At 39.9% G+C, this 21,281-nt stretch carries 18 protein-coding genes; 10 read left to right on the plus strand and 8 right to left on the minus strand.

The window, feature by feature from the left end; translation table 11 throughout:
- Positions 1–5: 5 nt before the first annotated feature.
- Both NXR94_RS02120 and NXR94_RS02125 read right to left on the minus strand, forming a co-directional pair.
- On the minus strand, positions 6–500 hold the full coding sequence (locus NXR94_RS02120) for a hypothetical protein (protein WP_258102910.1): 495 nt from the start codon (positions 498–500) through the stop codon (positions 6–8).
- 34 nt (positions 501–534) lie between these two features.
- Positions 535–1,236, minus strand: a complete 702-nt coding sequence (locus NXR94_RS02125) for a hypothetical protein (RefSeq protein ID WP_258102911.1) — start codon at positions 1,234–1,236, stop codon at positions 535–537.
- A gap of 40 nt (positions 1,237–1,276) precedes the next feature.
- On the opposite strand from NXR94_RS02125, the gene NXR94_RS02130 reads away from it, so the two are divergent.
- The gene (locus NXR94_RS02130) at positions 1,277–2,284 is read left to right on the plus strand and encodes a TrkA family potassium uptake protein (protein WP_258102912.1); all 1,008 of its coding nucleotides are present in this window, start codon (positions 1,277–1,279) and stop codon (positions 2,282–2,284) included.
- A 1-nt stretch (position 2,285) separates the two neighbouring features.
- Positions 2,286–3,290 carry an LD-carboxypeptidase gene (locus NXR94_RS02135; RefSeq protein ID WP_258102913.1) on the plus strand — a complete coding sequence of 335 codons (1,005 nt, stop codon included), beginning with the start codon at positions 2,286–2,288 and terminating at the stop codon, positions 3,288–3,290.
- Positions 3,291–3,317: 27 nt separating this feature from the next.
- On the opposite strand, the gene NXR94_RS02140 is transcribed toward NXR94_RS02135, so the two are convergent.
- From NXR94_RS02140 to NXR94_RS02155, 4 genes are all read right to left on the minus strand, one after another.
- The gene (locus NXR94_RS02140) at positions 3,318–4,379 is read right to left on the minus strand and encodes an acyl-CoA desaturase (protein ID WP_258102914.1); all 1,062 of its coding nucleotides are present in this window, start codon (positions 4,377–4,379) and stop codon (positions 3,318–3,320) included.
- 186 nt (positions 4,380–4,565) lie between these two features.
- Positions 4,566–5,378 (minus strand): hypothetical protein, encoded by an 813-nt coding sequence (locus tag NXR94_RS02145; RefSeq protein ID WP_258102915.1) that lies wholly within the window; start codon positions 5,376–5,378, stop codon positions 4,566–4,568.
- 138 nt (positions 5,379–5,516) lie between these two features.
- Positions 5,517–6,071: a 2'-5' RNA ligase family protein gene (locus tag NXR94_RS02150; protein WP_258102916.1), complete on the minus strand. Its 555-nt coding sequence runs from the start codon at positions 6,069–6,071 to the stop codon at positions 5,517–5,519.
- A gap of 39 nt (positions 6,072–6,110) precedes the next feature.
- The gene (locus NXR94_RS02155; RefSeq protein WP_258102917.1) at positions 6,111–7,634 is read right to left on the minus strand and encodes a DUF4301 family protein; all 1,524 of its coding nucleotides are present in this window, start codon (positions 7,632–7,634) and stop codon (positions 6,111–6,113) included.
- 107 nt (positions 7,635–7,741) lie between these two features.
- On the opposite strand from NXR94_RS02155, the gene NXR94_RS02160 reads away from it, so the two are divergent.
- Entirely contained in the window at positions 7,742–8,200 is a 459-nt protein-coding gene (locus NXR94_RS02160) for a TerB family tellurite resistance protein (RefSeq protein ID WP_258102918.1), read from the plus strand.
- Here NXR94_RS02160 and NXR94_RS02165 read toward each other — a convergent pair.
- Positions 8,197–8,964: a S1/P1 nuclease gene (locus NXR94_RS02165; RefSeq protein ID WP_258102919.1), complete on the minus strand. Its 768-nt coding sequence runs from the start codon at positions 8,962–8,964 to the stop codon at positions 8,197–8,199. The genes NXR94_RS02160 and NXR94_RS02165 overlap by 4 nt on opposite strands.
- Before the next feature lie 290 nt (positions 8,965–9,254).
- Between NXR94_RS02165 and mfd the strand changes: the two genes are divergently transcribed.
- Positions 9,255–12,608, plus strand: coding sequence for a transcription-repair coupling factor (gene mfd, locus NXR94_RS02170; RefSeq protein WP_258102920.1), 3,354 nt, complete (start codon positions 9,255–9,257; stop codon positions 12,606–12,608).
- Between the two features lie 147 nt (positions 12,609–12,755).
- Positions 12,756–14,069 (plus strand): gliding motility lipoprotein GldJ, encoded by a 1,314-nt coding sequence (gene gldJ / locus NXR94_RS02175; protein ID WP_258102921.1) that lies wholly within the window; start codon positions 12,756–12,758, stop codon positions 14,067–14,069.
- A gap of 51 nt (positions 14,070–14,120) precedes the next feature.
- Here the strand turns inward: gldJ and NXR94_RS02180 are convergent, their stop codons facing one another.
- Positions 14,121–14,819, minus strand: a complete 699-nt coding sequence (locus NXR94_RS02180; RefSeq protein WP_258102922.1) for a ComF family protein — start codon at positions 14,817–14,819, stop codon at positions 14,121–14,123.
- Positions 14,820–14,849: 30 nt separating this feature from the next.
- Here NXR94_RS02180 and NXR94_RS02185 point away from each other — a divergent pair, with 30 nt between their 5' ends.
- The 5 genes from NXR94_RS02185 (at position 14,850) to mnmG (ending at position 21,280) form a co-directional block, all read left to right on the plus strand.
- On the plus strand, positions 14,850–15,212 hold the full coding sequence (locus NXR94_RS02185) for a hypothetical protein (RefSeq protein ID WP_258102923.1): 363 nt from the start codon (positions 14,850–14,852) through the stop codon (positions 15,210–15,212).
- A gap of 13 nt (positions 15,213–15,225) precedes the next feature.
- Complete coding sequence (locus NXR94_RS02190) at positions 15,226–18,516, plus strand: DUF4175 family protein (protein ID WP_258102924.1); 3,291 nt, start codon at positions 15,226–15,228, stop codon at positions 18,514–18,516.
- On the plus strand, positions 18,516–18,914 hold the full coding sequence (locus tag NXR94_RS02195) for an ATP-binding protein (protein ID WP_258102925.1): 399 nt from the start codon (positions 18,516–18,518) through the stop codon (positions 18,912–18,914). Before NXR94_RS02190 ends, NXR94_RS02195 begins: the two co-directional genes overlap by 1 nt.
- A 2-nt stretch (positions 18,915–18,916) precedes the next feature.
- Positions 18,917–19,345: an rRNA maturation RNase YbeY gene (gene ybeY, locus NXR94_RS02200; protein WP_258102926.1), complete on the plus strand. Its 429-nt coding sequence runs from the start codon at positions 18,917–18,919 to the stop codon at positions 19,343–19,345.
- A gap of 72 nt (positions 19,346–19,417) precedes the next feature.
- Positions 19,418–21,280: a tRNA uridine-5-carboxymethylaminomethyl(34) synthesis enzyme MnmG gene (gene mnmG / locus NXR94_RS02205; protein ID WP_258102927.1), complete on the plus strand. Its 1,863-nt coding sequence runs from the start codon at positions 19,418–19,420 to the stop codon at positions 21,278–21,280.
- Position 21,281: the final 1 nt, after the last annotated feature.

Below are 21,281 nucleotides of genomic sequence, written 5' to 3' on the forward strand. Positions count from 1 at the left end.
CAGAGTTATCTCTTAATGATCTCTATTTCCTTTTCATACCCACTGGCCATTTCGTCAAATGGCATATGAATCTGTATTTCACCATCGTTAAATTCTGCATAAATAGCTTCCAGGTCTATTTGGCTTGTCAGATTAAGCATATCCACAAGATACGGCAGCTCAATTTCATCATCAAGGCCACTCAAGACCTGAAATACGAATAAGAAATTGTCCTTGACCTCAATTTTAATGCTATCGATGTCTACAGCCGGTAGGCGCATTTTTAATATCCACGAATCTTCCCTCTTATGAAGTTCAGTGATGGGCTGGGCCATACCGCCATTGATCGTATTTACAATCTTCACTGTATTCGCCAGATTCTTAATCAACATTTTATCTTCTAACTTCATATCAATCCCATTTTTAATATTATTATCAATCCCTGTGCCAATTTTCTGGTCACAGTCTTCCCTGACAATGTGACCCAGTGACATCACCACCAACGTCATATTGACATTCATTCAAAGGTTAGATTGATTGATGATTAGCAGCTTGTTACTGCCTTTGAGGCATTTCAAACAGACTATCTGAGGCTCCTACTCCCAAAGCCATTCTATGAAATACCAATTCACGTTGTCCGCTTTCATAGTATACACGGACAGATGTAGGACTCAATAAACCATGGTAATGCTTATACTTTTCATACTGCTTTCGCATTTGCATCGTTTTGCGGCCCACTTTAGAAATAATAACTTCCCAGCGCAGACGATAGTTTTCTTTGTCCAGATAAAAATCTCGCTGAAGGTTTCCATCCTGACATTGTAACCGAATCATAAGCTCACCTTCGTACAGTTCTAATCCAAGGAGCATTAAGGAATCTTTGAAGTCGGTCAACGGGCTTCCCAGATCAAATAAGTTATCAATGATAAGATGTTCTTCGGGTTCCAGGTACTGAATCTCCACCTGGTTTTTCCATGGTGACCTTCCCCAGGCAAGAGCACCATTACTCACTTCCAAAAAAGTTTTTTGATTCCATTCTCCTTCCAGTCTGATTTTTTCAGGGCGCTTGTAAGTCAGGTTAATCGGATATTTTTCAAATTCCTCATTTACCCACTCACCATTTACCACTACCGTTTTGATCTGGTCCCAATATTCCTGACCGTAGTCTTCAAAATGCCCTTTCAGAATGACATCCAAACCTTGCGCCCAAACAATAACGGAGAAAACCGTCAAAACCATGGTAATAACGTATCGCATACTACTCTTTTCCCTAAATTTATGACTATCACATTAACGTATGGAATTAAACGATGTTTTAAGGAGGATCAAAATTGCGGGAGGTATATTCCTCGGGGTCCTGCTAATTGGTGTGCTGGGATATGGTTGGCTGAGTAATGGACAGTGGTTCGATGCTTTTTATATGACCGCCATTACCATTTCAACAATAGGCTTTCATGAAGTAATCAAACTTGACGATTCTTATTCTGGCCGCTTATTTACCATTTTTATTGCTTTTAGTGGAATCGGGGTCCTTACTTACCTGTTTTCCAATTTGGCTGCCCTATTCGTGGAGGGTGACATTAGAAAAACCTTTTATAAACGCAACATGATTAACAAAATCAAAAAATTGGAAGGCCACTATATTATTTGTGGTTGTGGTCGTGTAGGTCGAAACATTGCGCTCGAACTGTATAAAACAAACCGGCCATTTGTTTTGACTGACATTTCAGACAAGGTTCTGGAAAATTTCTTGCCACAAGTTCCGGATAGCGTTTTTATTGCTGGTGATAGCACGGATGATGGTTTTTTGGATATTTTGGGCGTAAAAAAAGCGGCAGGCATTTTCGCTAATGCATCAGATGACAATACCAATCTCGTAATCTGTATAACCGCGAGACAGCTAAACCCGAATATCAAAATAATTACTCGAATAAATGACATGAACCATGCACGTAAGATGAGACGTGCAGGAGCTGATAAAATAGTCTCACCAACATTTATTGGGGGACAGCGCATGGCATCAGAAATGGTTCGTCCGGCCGTAAGTTCTTTCATGGACGATATGAGTGGCAATTCTGAATTCAATTTAAGAATGGAAGAGATTGGGATCAGTGACAAATTAGACGGTCAAACACTCGAAGATTTTCCAATGGCAGGGTGTGAACACACCATTATCCTTGCACTAAAGGATGGGGATAAATGGATCTACAATCCAAAAGGCGGTCATAAACTGCGTAAAGGCAATTGGATCATCCTCATGACCACTCCGAAAGAAAGAAAAATAATTGAACAACGATTGCTCTGAAATGGATAGAAGAAATTTTTTATTAAAGTCATCAATGTTAGGATTGATGCCGCTTGCTCCTCGCATATCGCCCGATGGAGACCTGGCGGTCATTAAACCTCCGGCTATCCCAAAGAATGGAACAATCCAATTGATCACACCTGCAAGTGCGCTCAAACGCAGTGTTTTTGAACAAGCCCTGTCAAATATGGATTTGCTTGGCTTCAAAGTAAAATACTCGGACAACATTAAAGTTAGCAGCGGTTTTCTTTCCGGTACGGATGAGCAAAGGTTACAGGATTTGCATCAGGCTTTTGCAGATGATTCTGTAGATGCCGTGATCTGCGCAAGAGGGGGTTATGGTAGTGCCCGGCTCCTGCCACATATCGATTATAACCTCATTCGTTCAAACCCAAAGGTTTTCGTTGGTTATAGTGATATTACTGCCTTGCATGCCGCACTATTCAAAAAGGCTGGGTTGATAACCTTTCACGGCCCCGTTGGAGCATCAGAGCTTAACGATTTCAGTATGGATTATTTGTTGGATGTAACTCAGAATGGGGAAAGAATTCATATAAAAAATAATGGCCAGACCCCTATAAAAGGTGGCGTTTGCCAGGGCAATCTGGTTGGAGGAAATCTGAGTATTATTAATAGCCTGATTGGCACTCCTTACGAGATTAAATTTGACAACAACATTCTTTTTATTGAGGAAATAGGCGAAGCTGCCTATCGCATCGATCGGATGCTTACTCAATTGGCTAATTCCGGTGCGCTTAACAAAGTCAAAGGAATCGCACTTGGATATTTTACGGGATGTGATACTGATCCATCTGATCCATTCTATGAATATTCTGTTCCGCTTTCAGAGGTATTCAAAGATCACTTCGAACCCCTTAACGTCCCGGTAACTTATGGATTTCCGTTTGGACATGAGGAACATAACGCTACGCTTCCAATAGGTCTAAGGGCCGAACTAAATGCTGATCTGGGAGAAATCCGGCTGTTGGAAAGTGCTACAGCGTGAGTTTGAGAATAATCAGCAGCCCATATTTTATACAGTCGGCCGCCCTAACTTATAAAGCATGCGACCGTGAGTCACCAGCGCACCCCAAAAGGTCGAAATGGAATGATATGGAATACTGTATTCACTAGCCGTTTGCTGTACGATTCTCGAAATTGCCGGATAATGTACATGACAAATGTGTGGAAATAAATGATGTTCGACCTGGAAATTAAGTCCGCCAACATACCAGCTTAACCATTTACTTTTCATAGCAAAATTGCAGGTTGTTTTTAGTTGATGGACCGTCCAGTTTTCCTCAATATGATCATTGGAATTGGCCATAGGGAATTCCGTCATTTCCATAACATGGGCCGGTTGAAAAACAATGGCCAGGATGAATCCTGCAACATAATGCATAGCAAAAAAGCCTAGAAGTGCCTGCCAAAAAACAAGAGGAGTGAAAACCCAGGGTATTACAACAATGTATGTATAATAGATCGATTTTGTACATATGAGCCACATCCAGGCGCTTCGGGTATCAGCGTGCTTCTTCAGAATTCCTGTTTTTTGATAAGACATTAACTGAACCACATCTTTAAACAGAATCCAGCTTACTGTCATGAAACCATATAGGATCCAGGCATAGATATATTGAAACCTATGAAACCATTGTCTTTTCGCATGAGGAGAAAACCTCATAATAAACCTTGGTCTGACATCTTCATCGTGCGAATCAATATTGGTATAGGTATGGTGAAACACATTGTGTTGAATTTTCCAATTTGTTGCATTACCCCCGATGACATTAAGCGTATAGCCCAACAAACGATTGATCCATTTTTTGTTGGAATAAGATCCGTGATTAGCATCATGCATCACAGAAAGGCCAAGACCTGCCATGCCAACCCCCATTAAAGCATATAAGGAAATTGCCAGGTAGGGATTTGAAACAGCATAGATGAAGAAATATGGAACCAAAAACAGGCTGTACATCATTATGGTTTTGATAACCATTTCCAGATTAGCATGCTTTGTTCTGTTTTCAGTTTTAAAATAATGGTTTACTCTTTGGTTGAGTGTCTTTGAAAACTCTTCATCCTTTTCTCTCATAAACCTGAGGGGGGTTGATGCTGAACGATAGGTTGACATGGATATGGTTCATAAAGCAGAAGAGCATCAGCTGGAAAAGTCTTCGGCGGGGATTGAAAATATTACTTGGACGCAAATATAGGCCTTTTTGGTGTTAAACTTGTTATGGTTAATACTGGTCTGATGCACCTCCTTTGCTTTCCTTAATTACTCGGCCGTCGGAAAATTAATCGGTTCGGGGCCTGTAAAACTTCCTGCTGGAGCTTTTTCTAATACCTTAATATCGGTGATGGAACGATCCCCACGACCGGCGGCTAACAAAAGACCATTGTAGCTTTCATAATTATCCCATGGAGCAACAAACGCGGGATTCTCATCCTCAAAATCCTTGTAAAAGGCCCACTGCTTAACAAGTTTATCCTCTACGCTGATCCAAACATGATAAGCATTGTCCGGAGTGGCCCCAACATTGCGAAAACTTAAGCCAATGACATCACAGGGTTCACCAGTCAGGGTAGGTTCGCTACTAAAATAGGTGAGCGTTACCCCTGAATCCTTAAGCTTGAACGGCATGAACAGCCAGTAAGAGTCATTCATCCATTTTCTTTTAGCTTTTTCCAGCTCATCTTTCAATTGTGTCGTATCGTTAATAGGTTCTCCATTGACCCATGAGTTTCCTTCAAGCGATTCCAGATTGACAACGGTGACCTGGTTATTGCCCGGCTCATCAATTCTCACCATATTATTAACCTTGTCCCACAATAGCATTCTCTTCCCGAAGAAATTCCAGTAAAAAACGTGCGAGTTATCCCATTTTTCCCTACCTCCCATTGCATTCATTACCTGATCGGCCAATAAAATTGCGATCACATTTGAATTTTCCACGTCGAAGCCTTCAGCTGGCGGGTTATTGTATTCTATGACTTTTTGATTGTCATCCATCACATCTGACTTTCTGGGGTTTTTACATGCGAGCATCCCAATTAGTACAAAAAATAAGATTCTGTGAATATTTCGCATTTGATTGCTGTTTAAAGTAACTATCGTTGAACAGTTGTTTTTTGTTAGACCTGTAAGTTGTGAAAAAGTTTGAGCCAGACAGACTTTAACATGAAATTATTCATTTACACAGTATAGTTCAATTTGCCGGATCCGGATTTAACCCATTGCAAAAGGCATATATTCATATATTTCCCATATGGACCCATTATGCTTGAGCAACTTCAGCGAGTGCGCATCCCAGTTCATATCGATCTGCCTTTGCTCAAAATAAGTCCATGCTTCAAAAAATTTAGACTTTCTTAAGTCACGAAAAGCGATAGTCATATGTGGGTGAAATCCCTGTCCTTTATAATTCTCACTATCCAGGTTTAAGGTCTTTCTGGTGAAACGCAATAATTCCTGTTGTAGTGTTGTCAGCTCCAATGTCTTTGTCACATTGACAAATATGACCCTTGGTTCAAAAGCGCCAAAACCTGATTGACTAACTTTCAATGAATGAATCTCTTGAGTAAAAGTTTTTAGGGCATCAATAAGCTTTTCCTCTTTTGTCTCATCATATCGAAAAGGCATATGCAGTGTAATATGTGCAGGTGAGCGAAGCGCCGCTTTTGACCCGAATCGTTCTGCAACTAATTGCTTAAGTGCTTTTACCTCGGATAAAAATGGCTCATCCGGTACTAATGCTATGAAATAGAGGGAGCTATTTTTCATAAAAAAAGGCTTTCCAATGTGGAAAGCCTTGTTTCAGTTTTATTGATGCTCCGGTTCTAACAAGTCAGTTACTGACTTCACCGGATTAAATGTGATCAATGGAACTTCTACAAATACTGTATTCCAGTCTGCCATGGAACCATTCCATAGTCCCGGTAGCTCCATCGCTCTCAAATCTTTCCCATCTTTCGACTTTTGAGAAATAAAGCAAGTGTCCATATCTCTATGCTTCATTAGGTCGATTTTATTACCGTCAGGATCCTTAGTGTAGCATGCTACATCCACCGGATTAAAATGAGAAGCAGAACTAAAAATTTTCTTCTGTTCAGCATCATCAAGATTAATTTGCGCAGTTTCTACCACTTGCAAAGAAATAGATCCATCCGTTGCTTTCACCCAAAACGGGCCTCCTCCTGTGTCTCCATCGTTTTTCACCATTCCACAAATTCTTAATGGCCTCCTTAGTTTCTCAAGAATAAATGAAGATTTATCAGATGATGAAAGAGCTTGAAAGTCCGAACCAGGAACATATCCCATTGTTTCCAGCAATTGAGTTGCTTGATCAAGGTTCCCTGCCTTTACATCAGCAATCGCCTCTTTAATTTTGGCTTGATATTGAATCAATACACCTGCAATTACTTTCTTATTAACAATTGTTTCTTCCTTTAGGCTATCAGGAACTACATTATCGATATTCTTCAAGAAAATCAGATCAGCTTCAATATCATTAAGGTTTGCTAGCAAGGCCCCGTGTCCAGCAGGTCTAAATAGCAAACTACCATCTGCGTTTCTAAACGGCTCATTACTCAAATCCACTGCAATCGTATCAGTGGATGGTTTTTGCTGACTATAAGAAACCTCTATCTTAACACCGAACTGGGCCTCGTATTTAGGCTTAATTTCAGCAATATGCTCTTCGAATTTTTCCTGATGCTCCGGAGAAACCGTAAAATGAATTTTTACTTTGTTACCGGCACTTTTTGCATACTGGGCACCTTCCACCATATGCTCCTCAACTGGTGTGCGTGAGCCTTCAGGGTAATTGTGAAACTGTAGCAACCCTTTTGGTAAGGCACCATAATTGAGGCCTTCCGCCAGAAGTAGTTTCTTTACGATTTCAACATAATTTTTCTTCAGCAACTGTTCTTCCAGGGACTCAGGTTGAAAGCTTTTTTTCAACAGCTCATAAAACGCAAATTTCTCAATGCTCTTGAAAAAGGCATACATTGAGCCTTTCCCCTGATCAGCTGTGAGTTTTTCATAATCTGTATCAGTACCCTTATACTCATCAATAAAGGCAAAAAGCTTTTTGAACATTCTCGAAGCGGCTCCGGATGCCGGAACAAATTTTACGATGTCCAGATTCGAAAAATTATTCTCATATAGATCAATCAGCTCCTTTTGCTCCTTCTCGGAAAACTTTACAATTCCATCGTCAACGATGGCCGGTTTAACAAGATCGCTTGGAGGAAATCCTGCCTTGAATTTGTCGATTTGATAGGTTATTTGTTCAGTCGAGAGTCCATGCTCAGCGATCTGCTCTTGGTCACTTGGGTTTAACATGTTGATTGAACTGTTTGTGGTGTAGAACTAAATTGGGGCACAAGTTAAAGGCATATGTTTTGACTTTCAATAATAGTGATTAATTTGATAGACAATTTCTTCGCAAAATGGATTCAGCGCTTAATGTAGTTTCACCCGTTTTTTACGGTATCTCCCTGGTGCCCAGGTCACTTTGGCGTGTTTATGGATATACCCTGCTGACTATCGCAGGTTCTGACGGAATAGTTTCTGATCCGGAATTAGAGTGGCTGACCATGGATCTGGCAGGAAAGGTGGGTGTGCCGGATGAAATCATTGAGGATTGGGAAGCTTTCGACTATGATATGGCGGATCTCGAAGAACTGTTTAGTTCATTTAACTCCTCAACCATTTCAAACTTTAGCAAATTGCTGCTATATGATGCGATTAGAATGTCTTACGCAGATGGCGAATACGCCCTGGAGGAAAAGGAAAAGGTAATGCAGGCCGCTCAGATGATGAATGTTAGCATTGATTCGGTAGTAGCTATTGAGGCGCTGGTGGATCTGGAACAGGCGGCTGAAAAATTAAGAATGACTCTTTTTTAGCCATAAATTTGATTCAGTATACCTGCCAGACGAACTCCAGCCTGTAGCAATCTTAAGTTTAGCAGGTCTAAATTTTTATAGTTGTACTCGTAGCCAATTCGTCGACTTTCTGGAATTTCGTATACTTGAGCGCGATAACCTTTGGACTCCTTCGCCCAGTTAAGAATGTCAGCTCCTTGCCATTCTTTGATCTGATCACCGGAAGGATGGTTGATCCAATTTGCATATTCTGAATAGCTGTATTGTTGACCATCTATCATTTCCGAATCCCATACACGATGGAGATTCATGGTTTTTCCAAAATATTTCAGTTCAAATTCGTTTCCCCCCTTGTCAATTCCATTTCCAACATGCAATGGCTGATGAATATCGCCTACAAGATGAATCAGACATTTGAGCGCAAATGCCTCATCCTGAAATGCAAATTGTTTAGTTTCCAGTTCAGAAATAAGTCTTTTCAGTGTAGCGATGACATCTCCGTTATCCGGTGTGCCTACCTCTTCATAGGTCATGTCCTCAGGAATAGTAGCATAATGCCATGGATTCATATAATCATACTGTCTATCGGACCGAATGAAATCCATATAGGTGCTCACTTCGGCCAATGATTCCGGCCCAATTATCTTTTCAATATGCCTTTTGGCTTTCTGAGTCACGTGTTGCTCAGCAATGAGCCCAACTATTCGGTGTCCCGTATTTCCCCAGGCCACCAGTTTAATCGCAACAAAAAGAAAAACCAAAGTAACGTTTAGTCTTCTCAACATAAAGTCCATGAAAGTTGAAGAACGATAAAAAAGGTATAAATAAAAAAGGCGCCGCACCTCTGCGAACGCCTTAATCACCAACCTAACCTAAATAGAAAGCAACTAAAGAACGTAAAGACATTTCAAATTAGTATGTGCTTTCAATTTTCTTTAACTAAATCGGGTGTTAAAATGTTTCAATTAATTCTTAAAAAAATCATTTTCTGTATATAACTGAACTTGATCATTAGTGGTTGATTTGACAGACGTCCACAATTCATTGTTATATTTTTGCCAACTCAATTTTGGAAGTGGAAGCACAGGAGTTATTTAATTTATATCGAGACAACCAGACCAATAAGACTGTCGCTAATGGCATGAAGTCTGGAGAGGTTACGCGCTTGAAGGGATTATCAGGTAGTTCAGATGCCTTAATAGTCGCCTCCATCAGTCATCACATAGGAGGAAGTCATATTTTCATTTTACATGATAAAGAAGAAGCGGCCTATTTTCTTGATGACCTTTCTACTTTTCTACCTAATGAGAAATGCCTGCTTTTTCCAAGCTCTTATAAAAAGCCCTATGTTTTTGAAGAAACAGATAATGCCAATATTTTGCTTAGGGCAGAGGTACTTAATAAAATATCAAGCCCTGAACATGATTGCCTGATCATTACTTACCCTGATGCTCTCTACGAAAAGGTTATCAACAAGGGCTCTCTTAGCGAAAACACTCTGAAAGTTAGCTCAGGTGATAAGCTGGACGTAGAATTCATCAATGAAATTCTGATCAGTTACGATTTCGAAAAAGTGGATTTCGTCTACGAGCCCGGGCAGTTTTCAATTAGGGGCGGAATCATAGATGTCTTTTCCTTTGGAAATGATTACCCGTGTAGGTTAGAGCTTTTTGGAGATGAGGTAGAAAGTATCAGAGAATTTGATCCCGAAACTCAGCTTAGTACAAAAATCCTCCGGTTTGTAAATCTGATACCTGATATTCAGACAAAACTTCTCAAGGAAGAAAGACAATCATTTCTCGAATTTTTTGATCCTAAAACGACAACGATTTGGTTAAAGGATTTTCGTGAAACGCTTGATCTGGTAGACAAGGGATTTAAAAAAGCGGAAGAATCTTTCACTCAAATCATGAAAATGAGTGGAAATACTCAAATTGTCTTCAAACCGGACGATCTATTCGAATCTGAAAAGGCTTTTGATAAACACATACGATCGTTTGGCCTCGTTGAGTTTGGGCATCGCTTTTATCTGAAGCCCAAATCAGAATTCAATTTTGAAATCAAGCCTCAACCACACTTCAATAAAAACTTTGATCTGCTGGCAGAGGACTTGTTCCAATACAAACTGAAGGAATACAAAACCATCATCTTCGCGGAAGCCGGAAAACAGATCCAAAGATTAGAAACGATTTTTCACGAAATCAATCCTCAAATATCATTTAATGGAATCAATGGCAGCTTAAGAGAGGGGTTTGTTGATCCTGCCAATGAAATCATATGCTACACTGATCACCAGATTTTTGATCGGTTTCATAATTATCGCAAGAAAGAAAAGTTTTCAAAAAGTAAATCCCTTACCCTAAAAGAGCTTAAGAACCTTCAGCCTGGAGACTATGTCGTTCATATCGATTATGGCGTAGGGAGGTTTGCGGGGTTGGATACTGTGGATATCAATGGAAATCAACAAGAGGCACTTCGGGTAATTTACCGTGACGATGATTTACTCTACGTAAGTATCCATTCACTCCATAAAATATCAAAATACTCTAGTAAGGACAGTGAACCGCCGAGTATCAGTAAACTCGGAACTCAGGATTGGGAAAACAAAAAGAAAAAGGTCAAAAGGCAGGTTAAGGACATCGCCAAGGACCTAATTAATCTTTACGCCAAGCGTAAAGCAGCACCTGGCTTCGCATTTCCAACCGATGACTATTTGCAGGCTGAGCTAGAGTCTTCATTTTTATATCAGGATACACCGGATCAGGCATTGGCAACGGCCGACGTCAAAAAGGATATGGAGCAGGCTCACCCAATGGATCGCCTGGTATGTGGAGATGTTGGTTTTGGAAAAACCGAAGTGGCCATCAGGGCAGCTTTCAAAGCAGTAAATAATAGCAAACAGGCGGCAGTGCTGGTTCCAACCACTATTTTGGCTATGCAGCACTACAATACTTTCAAAGAAAGGTTGAGCCAGTTTCCGGTTTCAATTGACTACATCAATAGATTTCGGAGCAGCAAAGACATTACCCAAATAAAGAAACGGGTCAAAGAAGGTAAAGTTGACATCTTAATTGGTACTCACCGAATTGTCAATAAGGACATCGAATTCAGGGATTTGGGCATTATGATCATAGATGAAGAGCAAAAGTTCGGTGTAAAGGTCAAAGAAAGATTGAAAGAAATGCGGGTGAATGTAGATGCCCTAACGCTTACGGCCACACCTATTCCTCGAACCTTGCATTTTTCATTAATGGGTGCGAGGGACTTAAGCATCATTTCCACTCCACCACCCAACAGAAGGCCGGTTACAACTGAAGTACATAGCTTCAACGAGGAACTAATTCGTGATGCAGTAAGTCATGAACTACGCCGGGGAGGTCAGGTTTTCATTGTTCATAATCGGGTTAATGATATAGAGGAAATCGGAAATATTGTATTCAGGTTAGTTCCGGATGCAAAAATTGGATTGGCTCACGGTCAAATGGATGGAAAACAACTTGAAAAAGTTATGTTGAAGTTCATCGAAGGTGAATACGACGTGCTGGTTTCTACCAACATCATTGAGTCAGGGCTTGATATCCCAAATGCCAACACCATCATCATCAATAGAGCCCATATGTTTGGGTTATCCGACCTCCACCAAATGCGAGGGCGAGTAGGACGATCCAATACCAAGGCCTATTGTTATTTATTGACACCCCCAACTTCAGCGTTGTCATCTGACGCACGAAAACGGTTGACCACTTTAGAGGAATTCTCTGATTTAGGGGATGGGTTTAAAGTAGCGATGCGAGACCTGGACATAAGAGGTGCCGGAAATTTATTAGGAAGTGAGCAAAGTGGCTTTATCAATGATATGGGCTTCGAGGTTTATCATAAAATTCTTGATGAAGCTGTTTCTGAGTTAAAGGAAACAGAATTCAAAGAGTTATTCGAAAATGAGGATGACAAAAAATTCGAACATCTTCTGGAAGATTGCATTATTGAAACAGATCTTGAAATATTGATTCCGGAAAACTACGTTTCAAATATTGCTGAACGATTGAGTCTATATTCGGAACTGGATAATCTTAAAACAGAGGATGAATTAAACAAATTCGTAAACTCCATTAAAGACCGCTTTGGACCTTGTCCGTCATCTGTTGAAAGCCTATTTACTTCTGTTAAGGTTCGATGGCTTGCAGAAAAGATTGGTTTTGAGAAAGTGAACCTGAAAAATGGCCTTTTAAAATGTTATTTATCAGAAAAGAAAAGTGAGCAATATTTTCAATCGGAAAGGTTCGGCTGGGTTCTGAGTTATGTGAAAAAAAATCCGTCCCGCTCATCCATGAAAGAATACAGGCAAAAACTTATCGTAAGTATTCAGGAGGTAGCTGATATCAATACCGCCTACGATGAGTTAAAATTTATGAGTTCTCAGACATCTTAGCTATCTTTTATGGAGCTTTAGGGCAATATTTTGGTTAAATTCTAATTATTATCAAAAGGATTAGATCAAACTATTGACTAGAAAGGGTATTTTTGAAATATTTGTATTTATTGCTATTTTGAGCGTTTGAAATAAAGAAAACAGGTTATGAAAAAATTAGTGAATGTGGTGTACGGTGTATCCGCAGTTTTAACTGTGGCCATCATTGTCACATCATGCAGCAATGGTGCGCCTACCAGCTCAAACCCTGGTACCATCAGCACCGCCACGGGCCTCGAATTTAACGAGGAAGGTGGTTTCCAGGTAAATGATTTTGCGGGGCAACCCGATGGACCTAACCTCATCTTCATTGAGGGTGGTCGTACTGTATTGGGTTCTTTCGAAGAAGATGTGTTAAATTCTCACGATAACCCTGAAAGAACCGTGACGGTAGCGTCCTTCTACATGGATGAAACCGAGGTCTCTAATATCAACTGGTTGGAGTATGAGTTCTACATCAGACAGGATTCTGACGAGTACTATTGGAAAAACAACCTTCCGGATACGACTGTTTGGGCAAAAGACCTTGCCTATAATGACCCGTATGTAGATCATTACTACCGATATCCTGGTTTCCGTTATTTCCCTGTTGTTGGAGTGAACTGGAGACAAGCAGTTAATTATTGCCATTGGAGAACGACGGTTGTTAACCTTAAGTTAGCTGATGATGCAGGGCTATTGGATCCATTGGCCTCAGGAGATGCTGCCTTTGCTGGTGCAGAAGGAGGGGGTTCAGGAGGACATCAAAGAATCCCGTTGGAGTCTGGTGTTGTGCTACCGAATTACAGACTTCCTTCAGAAGCAGAATGGGAATATGCCGCTCAGGCACTTATTGGGACTCAATGGTTAGATGAAAATCAAACACATAGAAGATTATATCCTTGGGATGGTCACGCATTAAGAAATCCTTATGGCAAAAGCATGGGATACTTCCTTGCTAACTTTAAAAGAGGTCGAGGTGACTACGCTGGTATTGCTGGTAAGTTGAATGACGGTGCCATGATTCCAACATACGTTTACGACTATCCTCCTAATGATTTCGGACTATATAACATGGCTGGAAATGTTAATGAGTGGGTACAAGATGTTTACAGACCTCTTTCATTTATCGATATGGATGATCTGAATCCTTCAAGAAGGGATGCAGTAGGTGATGAGGAAGATGGATATGATGCTGGTTACAACTTTATCGGAAATGAAAGAGAGTACACAGAAGAAGAATGGACCAAAAAGACCGGACTTCAGAAAAATTATAACCCGGATAACCCACCAAAAAGAAGAATGAGAGCTTACAAAGGTGGATCATGGGATGACGTAGCTTACTGGTTATCACCAGGAACAAGAAGAGCTCTATTTGAGGACTCAGCTACATCAACTATCGGTTTCCGATGTGCTATGATTAGAGCGGGGACTAACTATTAAGAAATAACCGATTCTTTATTATAAGAAAAAGGCCTCAAGATGAGGCCTTTTTTATTTTCCAGCCGCCAGGCAAATGACAGCAATGGAAGCCGCACCCGATTTCACAAGTATGTCAATGATCATTCCTACCGTAGCTCCAGTTGTAAGTACATCATCAACGATTACAATTTTTTTACCACGAACAAAAGATGGATCAGTCACTTCAAAAACCGAATCCATATTGAACCAGCGATCAACTTTACCACTGGTAGTTTGTGATTTTGTATAGATGTTGCGTTTAATAAGATCCATTCGAACCGGAATGTTCAATTGAATGGACAGACCTTCTGCTATTTTCTCACTCTGATTATAGCCTCTTTCTCTTAATCGTTTTCTGTGAATTGGAACAGGAAGGAGCATATCTGCCTCTATGGAGGCATCCTTTAGTTTCGAACCATACCATAAGCCCATTACTGTTCCAATCTGAGCAGAATTGCCATATTTCAGGGTGTGAATTAATCTTTTGGCTATGCCCTTACGGTTATAATGCAGATAGGCATAGACAAAATCAACTTTCGGCTCAAAAGAAAACTTTTCCATTAGTGGATTGTAGGCTATTTCATGATACCGTGTTTCAGGTAAATTCCATCTACAGTGCATACAAAGAACTTCTTCTCCTCGAATTAATGTTCTTTTGCAATTGAGGCATATGTTTGGAAAGATGAGCGATAGAAAATCCCCATATATTTCCTTAAAAGGTATAGCTTTCATGTTGCATTTAAATTAAACACAAATCGTTAAGTGGCATATAAAAAAGATCTTGATTTAGAAATTAAGTGGCAAAAGCTTCTGCGACTCCTGGAAGAACTTTTGGATAAAAAACCGAAAGATCTGAATGCGGTGTTGTTTTTAATTGGTGTGCAGGAACTGGGAAAAGGCATTCGTAATTTTTCGAAAGAAGAAAAACAAGACCTTATGCATATCGCAACATGCAAAATACTATCCTATTCCGGCTTTTATGAGCTTGAAGGATTGGATGAAGAAGGCTGGCCTCATTGGAAAAAAAGCAATAATATTCCAAGTTTGAGTCTAATGGATCAGGAAAAGCTGATAAAAATGAACGCGATTGAATATTTCGAACGAGAACTTCAGTTGAACGTTTGATCTTATTGACCCTATGTCTCAATCCATCAAAATTAAAATCGAACATTATCGTAAGAAGCACTTTACCAAAGAGCTGATTCGAGGCGGATTAATTACAATATCGGTCGGTATTGCCTGCTTCTTGATATTCAATTCTCTGGAAACTGTTTTTTGGTTTGGAAAGAATACGCGGACAATAATTTTCTTAATACTCCTGCTGTCTTTCATCATCCCCTTCACCATTTTTTCCTTGAGACCCATTTTGGGACTATTGAAAATTAGAAATCCACTTCCGGACGAGACTGTTTCACGTGAAATCGGGCGGTTATTTCCTGAAATAAAAGATCAACTTACGAATTATCTCGAATTGCAACGAGACGAAAAGCAGAATCGTCAATTAATCTCTGCATCAATTACTCAGCGCGAAGCAGGCCTGTTACCCATAAATTTTAGTCAGGCTATCGATTTTCGGTCGAATAAAAAATACGGACTCATGGCTATTGCCATTATGGCCACTTTAATTGTTGGGTTTTTGATGTTCCCTCAAAGCATATGGACCAGTACAGAAAGGATAACTCATTTTAGGAAAGAGTTCGTAAAACCAGCCCCTTTTGAATTTGTCTTCGAAAACAAAACTTTCAATGCATTTAAAAATGAGGATTACGAGCTAAGTGTCAGTATATTAGGAGATTACATCCCTGAAGACGTTCATTTAGACATCCCTGATTCAAGGAAGATCAAACTTACTAGAGAAAAGAATAGCAATACATTTAAGCATACATTCACCAATTTGCAGGAATCAATTTCGTTCCGATTATCTGCTGCAGGGTTTTATTCAGATATGCGAGAGATCAAAGTACTTCACCGTCCTGAATTGCTGAATTTCACTCTTTTTATTGACTATCCTGCATACACTGGGCTTGAAGATGTAAAGCAAATAAATACTGGACAAGCCATTGTTCCACAAGGAACTAAATTAAGCTGGCAACTGAACACACGTAATACCGACTCCGCTGCTATTAGTTTTGACGGACAAATCAGTCAAATGCAACAAAGTCAGGCTGGTGTTTTCCTCTTTGAAAAGACGATCTATCAAAAAATCCAGTATGAATTGAAACTACAAAATTCATATTCTGAAAACTCAAGCCCCATATCATTCAATATTGATGTAATCAAAGATGATTCACCTGAAATAGCTGTTAAATTTATATCGGACACTACGTTGTACGGGTCTGTCCTCATCACAGGCCAAATCAAGGATGACTATGGATTCCAAAAACTTATTCTTAAACAAAAGACAATTCCGGGAAATCAAATTTCCTCAAAGCGTATAAATATTAATAAAACTCAGCTTATTCAAAATTTTTCCGAGATATGGGTCTCCCCAAATCAACAAAAAGGAGAATCATTTGAATTATGGCTTACCATTTATGATAATGATGCCATTTATGGGCCCAAGTCTACTGAATCACAACATTTCTATTTCAAGCCAATCACTCAAAAAAAGAAAGAAGAACTAGTATCAAAATCATTTAGTAAAACACAAAGTGATTTGGAAAAAGCTGAACAGCGTTCAAAATCGCTGAACAATAAACTTGAAGATCTTGAAAACCGACTTAAAAGCAAATCAGAAATAGGGTGGCAGGAAGAAAAATTGGCTCAGAAAGTTCTTGATGAGAAAAAGAATCTGGAGAAATCCATTCAAGACTTAAAAGATAAATACGAGGAGCTGATGAAAACTCAGGAAGAGTTTGGGGAAAAGAGCCAATCACTCAAGGAAAAATCTGAAGATCTTAACAAATTGTTAAGGGAGCTATTGGACGATGAAACCAGGGAGTTGTATGAAGAGCTCCAGAAACTGCTCGCAGAACAGAAGAAGGCTGACCCATTGAATAATCAACTATCAGAAATCAATAGAAAAGAGAAAAATCTGGAAAAGGAGCTGGAAAGGGCACTGGAATTATTTAAAAAGCTACAGAGAGATTCAAAAATGGAATCTGTGGCCAATAAATTAGATCAACTGAGTGATCGACAACAAAAACTATCGGAAAACGGAGATAAACAAACAGAAGAAGAGCAGCTTTCAGAACAAGAAGCACTAAATCAGGATTTTGAAGAGATTTCAAAAGACCTGGAAGAAATTTCTGGGCTCAACGAAGAATTAGAAGATGGCGGAGACATTACTGATCAGCAACAACAACAAAAGGAGCTCTCCCAAAAGCTCGAAGAAATGACACAGCAAATGTCGTCCGAGCCAAAAGAGAAAACCAGAAAAAAACAGCAAGAGGCAAGTGATCAAATGCAGGAAATGGCTCAGGGTATGCGCGATATGCAAGCAGGCATGGAAATGCAAATGCTCTCTGAAAACATTAAAAATCTAGAAGACATTTTAGACAATTTGATAAAAATTTCTTTTGAACAAGAACGCATAATTCATGAATTCAGAGGTGTGGTACAAACAGATCCTAGGTTTATCAAACTTTCACAGGATCAGCTTCAGCTCGTGGAAAATTCTAAAGTGATACAAGACAGTTTGATATCATTAGCTAAGCGAGTTGCCCAAATGAGCAATTTTATTACTCGAGAAATTGATCAGATTAACCACAGTCTTGATCAAGCCTTTTTGGCTATAAAAGAAAGGAGCATCGGAAAAGCTACCAGCCATCAACAATTCGCAATGACTTCTATGAACAACCTGGCATTGCTTCTCGATAACCTTCTTCAAAATATGCAGATGGCCCTTTCAGAATCGAGTGGTTCACAGGGAAATAAGCAAAAGGAAGCTCAATCGTCATCCCCAAGTATAAGTGAACTCCAAAAACAATTAAGTCAACAGATACAAGAATTGCAACAGAGTGGAAAGTCAGGGAGAGATTTGTCTGAAGAGTTAGCGAGACTGGCTTCTGAACAAGCTAGAATCCGCAAAGAGTTGGAAGACCTAAAAAGTAAACTTGATGGTCAAAATCCAGGAGGTGAAAAATCCGGCACCAGCCAGACCTTAAAGGAAGCCATCGAAAAAATGGAAGAAAATGAAACAGATTTAGTTAATAAACGTCTCACACAGAATCTGATCAACAGACAAAAGGAAATTAATACACGAATGCTTGAAATTGAAAAAGCCAGCAAAGAGCAGGAAATGGAAGAAGAGCGGGAAGCAGAACGAGCACAGGAACATGCGCGACCATATCCTCCAGCATTTGAAGAATATCTAAAAGCCCGGAAAAGTGAGATAGAATTATTAAACACAATTCCATTAGATTTAAATCCATTTTACAAACGGGAAGTAAACGAGTATTTCAAAAGATTAAGAGCACAAGAGAAATAATGGACAGCATGCAGATTCAAATTCCATCCATTAGTGAAAACATCAGGATTGTAGAAAGTTTTATTGACAACGCTAAGGATCAGTATTCACTCGATGATGACATCTATGGCAATATTATGATCGCAGTTACTGAGTCTGTTAACAATGCCATTCAACATGGTAATAAAAATAACTCTACCAAAAATGTCATTTTACGTCTGCTTTTGGACACCGATGCTATTAGGTTCGTTATTCGTGATGAAGGCACAGGTTTTGACTATAATAACCTTCCCGACCCAACTGCGCCGGAAAACCTTGATAAGCCTGGCGGAAGAGGGATCTTTCTCATGAAAAACCTATGTGACGAAGTAGCCTTCAATGATGAAGGAAGGGAAGTGGAACTCTGCTTTTATATCTAAATATGTCCGACATTGAATTCCTGTCCGAGGAAACAGAATTCCTTTTAGAAAACGAGGCCCGCATTATTGAATGGCTAAATACCATTGCCAAACAAGAGAATTCCACTATTGGTCAACTTACTTACATCTTTTGCTCAGATGACTATTTACTCAACATAAACAGGGAATACCTCAATCACGATTATTATACGGATATCATCACCTTTGATAATTCTCTCGACTCCGACGCTGAAATACTTGGAGATATTTTCATAAGTATTGATCGTGTCACCGACAACGCATCGGAATTCAATGTTCCTATTCAAAATGAGTTACATCGAGTCATGGCTCACGGTGTATTGCATTTGCTTGGATATGGGGACAAAACACCAGACGAGCAGAAAGTAATGAGACAAAAAGAAGAGGCGTGTATATCTTTGCTGTCAGATTAATGTTCCACGTGAAACTTTTTTGATTGGCTGATCATTAATGTTCCACGTGAAACACTTCGACAAAACAATTTTATGTTTCCAGAGTACGACGTTATAGTAGTAGGAGCGGGGCATGCTGGTTGTGAAGCAGCGGCGGCCGCAGCCAACATGGGTTCCAAGGTATTATTGGCTACCATGAACATGAACACAATAGCCCAAATGTCATGTAATCCCGCAATGGGAGGTTTGGCCAAGGGGCAAATTGTTCGAGAAATTGATGCCCTTGGTGGATATTCCGGTATCATCACTGATAAGAGCATGATCCAATTTCGTATGCTCAATCGCAGTAAAGGTCCTGCTATGTGGAGTCCGCGTGCACAATCAGATCGAATGAGGTTTGCTGAGGAGTGGAGAATGGCTTTGGAAAACACCCTAAACCTCGACTTCTGGCAAGAAATGGTTACCGGGCTAATTGTAAAAAATGGCCAGGTAAAAGGGGTTCAAACTAGTCTCGGAATAGAAATACCTGGCAAAGCAGTCATTTTAACGAACGGAACTTTTCTTAATGGTCTGATACATATTGGAGAGAAAAGGTTTGGTGGCGGTCGCTCAGGTGAAAGATCAGCAACAGGTATTACCGAACAACTCATTGAATTAGGCTTTGAAGCCGGCCGTATGAAAACCGGTACGCCTCCCCGAGTAGATGGTCGTTCACTCAACTATGAAGCAATGGAGGAACAGCAAGGAGATGAAATTCCTTCCAAATTCTCTTACCTTCCCTCAACGTCCACTTTAAGTAAACAAAGAAGTTGCTTTATTACCTATACCAATAACCAGGTTCATGAAACTCTTCAAACGGGTTTTGACCGTTCACCCATGTTTAATGGACGCATAAAAGGTTTAGGACCAAGATACTGCCCATCTATAGAAGACAAAATCAACCGTTTCGCAGAACGAGACAGACATCAGATCTTTGTCGAACCAGAGGGTTGGGACACTGTAGAAGTATATGTTAACGGGTTCTCTACCTCACTACCTGAGGATGTTCAATATACAGCCTTGAAGCAAATTCCAGGATTTGAAAATGCCAAAATGTTTCGTCCCGGATATGCGATCGAATATGATTTCTTTCCTCCCACGCAATTGGGGCAAACCCTGGAAACCAAGCTTATAGATAATCTCTATTTTGCAGGACAAATCAACGGCACTACAGGTTATGAAGAAGCAGCTTGTCAAGGTTTAATGGCCGGAATCAACGCTCACCTTAAAGTTCATCAACGAGATCCATTGATACTTAAGAGATCAGAAGCTTACATAGGTGTACTTATTGATGATTTAATTAATAAGGGTACACAGGAGCCTTACCGAATGTTCACCTCACGCGCTGAGTTTCGCCTATTGCTCCGACAAGACAATGCCGATTTAAGACTGACACCACTTTCCCACAAAATGGGTCTTGCCACGGAAGAGCGCTATAATCTCACTATGACCAAAATGCATGAAACCAGCAAACTCATTAATGACCTGAAACAGAAAAAATACAAGCAACAAGAACTCAACCCTAAACTCGAAGCACTTGATTCCGCTCCGGTAAAAGACAAAAGTTCTCTCTATCAAATTCTTAAACGCCCAGATTTAGACATCAACACGGTATTAAATCTGACAGAAGATGAATCATTCATTCATAAGTATGACGCAGAAATAAGGCAACAGGCAGAAATACAGATTAAATATGAAACCTATATTCAGAGAGAGCGAGAAAACTCTGAAAAGTTGATGAATCTCGAGAATCAAAAAATCAATCCGGATTTTGACTACAATCAAATATCCTCTATCTCTTCTGAAGCGAGGGAAAAACTACTCAAAATAAAACCAACTACTCTGGGACAAGCTTCAAGAATAAGTGGAGTTTCTCCGTCTGACGTTTCCATATTAATGGTCTACATGAACAAATAGT

Source organism: Marinoscillum sp. MHG1-6 (assembly GCF_024714475.1).
Lineage (GTDB): Bacteria > Bacteroidota > Bacteroidia > Cytophagales > Cyclobacteriaceae > JAMZMI01.